Source organism: Pseudomonas sp. MD195_PC81_125 (assembly GCF_014060985.1).
GTDB lineage: Bacteria > Pseudomonadota > Gammaproteobacteria > Pseudomonadales > Pseudomonadaceae > Aquipseudomonas > Aquipseudomonas parakoreensis.
This window is the reverse complement of record NZ_JABULD010000372.1, coordinates 1-2,985: the sequence shown is the minus strand read 5'-3', so window position 1 is coordinate 2,985 and position 2,985 is coordinate 1. Positions and strand designations below refer to the sequence as shown.

The following is a 2,985-nucleotide window of genomic DNA, read 5'->3' as shown; positions in this document are numbered from 1 at the left end:
GAAGAAGCGATCGAGAAAGCCAAGAAACTGTAATCCCGGCGCCCGGCAACGGGCGCTAATTTAGGTTGAGGCAATCAGATGGCTATGACAGTCCATTGCGATATCGTCAGCGCGGAAGGGGAAATCTTTTCCGGCCTGGTCGAGATGGTGATTGCGCACGGTGCACTGGGTGATCTTGGTATCGCTCTGGGTCACGCGCCGCTGATCACTAATCTGAAGCCAGGTCCGATCCGCCTGATCAAGCAAGGCGGGGAAGCCGAGGTGTTCTACATCTCCGGTGGTTTCCTCGAGGTTCAGCCGAACATGGTCAAGGTGCTTGCCGATACCGTGCAACGTGCCGCCGACCTGGATGAAGCTCAGGCTCAAGCAGCCCTCAAGGCTGCCGAAGCTGCTCTGCATGAGAAGAGCGCAGATTTCGATTACGGAGCTGCGTCCGCACGTCTGGCCGAGGCTGCAGCTCAGCTGCGCACCGTCCAACAGATCCGCAAGAAGTTTGGCGGTTAATCCGTCAGCCACTTGTTGTGCGATTGATAAAAAAGGGTAGCCTCGGCTACCCTTTTTTCTTTTCCGATTTTTACAACCCGGTCGCAGTTGCTGACCGCCCAGGATTGGTAGCCAGTCATGTCTCTCGAAATCGTTATTCTCGCGGCCGGTCAAGGCACCCGTATGCGTTCGGCGTTGCCCAAAGTGCTGCACCCGGTTGCCGGCAACTCCATGCTTGGGCATGTTATCCACAGTGCACGGCAGCTCGATCCACAGCGCATTCATGTGGTGATCGGCCACGGTGCCGACGTGGTGCGCGAGCGTCTGGCGGCTGACGACCTGAATTTCGTCCTGCAGGACAAACAATTGGGCACTGGACATGCCACCGCTCAAGCGGTCCCGTTCATCAGTGCTGAAACCGTACTGATCCTTTACGGTGACGTGCCGTTGATCGAAGTCGAAACCCTGCAGCGTCTGCTCAAGCACGTCGTACCGGGGCAGATGGGCCTGCTGACCGTTGAGCTGGAAGACCCGACCGGTTACGGCCGCATCGTACGCGGGGCTGACGGCAAGGTCGCTGCCATCGTCGAACACAAAGATGCCAGCGAAGCCCAGCGCGCGATCACTGAAGGCAACACCGGCATCCTCGCTGTCCCGGCCAATCGCCTGGCCGACTGGATGAGCCGCCTGTCAAACAACAACGCGCAAGGCGAGTACTACCTGACCGACGTGATCGAAATGGCGGTTGACGATGGTCTGGTGGTGGCCACCGAGCAGCCGCACGACCCGATGGAAGTGCAAGGCGCCAATGATCGCAAGCAACTGTCGGAACTGGAGCGGCATTACCAGTTGCGCGCCGGCCGCCGCCTGATGGCGCAAGGCGTGACCCTGCGAGATCCTGCGCGTTTCGATGTGCGGGGCGAAGTCACCGTCGGTCGCGATGTGCTGATCGACGTCAACGTGATTCTCGAAGGCAAGGTTGTCATCGAGGACGACGTGGTAATCGGCCCGAACTGCGTGATCAAGGACAGCACCCTGCGCAAAGGCGTGGTGATCAAAGCCAACAGCCACATCGAAGGTGCGGTGCTGGGTGAAGGCAGCGATGCCGGTCCGTTCGCCCGACTGCGTCCAGGCACGGTTCTGGAAGCGCGCGCGCATGTGGGTAACTTTGTCGAACTGAAAAACGCGCGCATGGGCGAGGGCGCCAAGGCCGGGCACCTGACCTACCTGGGCGACGCGGAAATCGGTGCACGCACCAACATTGGCGCCGGCACCATCACCTGTAACTACGATGGCGCCAACAAATGGAAAACCGTGTTGGGCGAGGATGTATTCATCGGCTCCAACAACTCGTTGGTCGCGCCTGTGGATATCTCGTCCGGGGCAACCACTGCGGCTGGCTCGACCATTACCCAGAATGTGGATAACGCGCAGTTGGCGGTGGGTCGGGCGCGGCAGAAGAATATCGATGGCTGGAAGCGGCCGGAGAAGATCAAGAAGAGCTGAGTTATCCACAGCTGCTTTTAGATCAAAAGATCGCAGCCTTCGGCAGCTCCTATAGAGGGTGCCGGGGGCTGCGATTTTTTATGGCCTGAGCTTGACGATTGAAGGGCAATAGGTTTTTATTGCTTCCGTTATCTTTCGAATCGAAACTTTAGCCGCCATGTCGAAACGCAACACGCCCCAACGCCGCCACAACATTCTCGCCTTGCTCAATGAGCAGGGCGAAGTCAGTGTGGATGAACTGGCCAAGCGCTTCGAAACTTCGGAAGTTACGATCCGCAAGGATCTGGCAGCACTTGAGAGCCATGGTCTGTTGCTGCGTCGTTACGGCGGGGCGATCACCATGCCGCAGGAGCTGGTCGCTGAACCCGGCCAGAGCGTTTCGAAATACAAACAGGCGATTGCCCGCGCTGCCGTCAAACGTATCCGCGAGCACGCCCGCATCATCATCGACAGCGGCAGTACCACCGCCGCCATGATCCCCGAGCTGGGCCAGCAGCCGGGTCTGGTCGTCATGACCAATTCCCTGCATGTCGCCAACGCTTTGAGCGAACTCGAGCACGAGCCGGTGCTGCTAATGACCGGCGGTACCTGGGATCCGCATTCGGAGTCCTTCCAGGGCCAGGTGGCCGAGCAGGTACTACGCTCTTACGACTTCGACCAGTTGTTTATCGGCGCCGATGGCATCGATCTGGTGCGCGGTACCACCACATTCAACGAGTTGCTCGGTTTGAGCCGGGTGATGGCGGAAGTGGCGCGGGAAGTGATCGTGATGGTCGAGGCCGACAAGATCGGCCGCAAGATCCCCAACCTGGAGCTGCCGTGGAGCAGCGTCCATACCCTCATTACCGATGATCGCCTGCCACAAGAGGCCCGCGATCAGATTCAGGCCCGCGGTATCACCGTGATTTGCGCGGCTGTCAGTCAGGAGAAATAAGCATGTGTGGAATTGTCGGCGCAGTTGCTGAACGTAATATCACCGCCATCCTGCTCGAAGGC

General features: G+C 59.1%; 3 protein-coding genes. All 3 read left to right on the top strand.

What is annotated here, in order from left to right:
* Positions 1-78 precede the first annotated feature (78 nt).
* On the top strand, positions 79-504 hold the full coding sequence (locus HT737_RS15580; protein WP_007954164.1) for a F0F1 ATP synthase subunit epsilon: 426 nt from the start codon (positions 79-81) through the stop codon (positions 502-504).
* Between the two features lie 117 nt (positions 505-621).
* Entirely contained in the window at positions 622-1,989 is a 1,368-nt protein-coding gene (gene glmU / locus HT737_RS15575) for a bifunctional UDP-N-acetylglucosamine diphosphorylase/glucosamine-1-phosphate N-acetyltransferase GlmU (protein ID WP_182403175.1), read from the top strand.
* A 157-nt stretch (positions 1,990-2,146) separates the two neighbouring features.
* The gene (locus HT737_RS15570) at positions 2,147-2,923 is read left to right on the top strand and encodes a DeoR/GlpR family DNA-binding transcription regulator (RefSeq protein ID WP_047297387.1); all 777 of its coding nucleotides are present in this window, start codon (positions 2,147-2,149) and stop codon (positions 2,921-2,923) included.
* Positions 2,924-2,985: the final 62 nt, after the last annotated feature.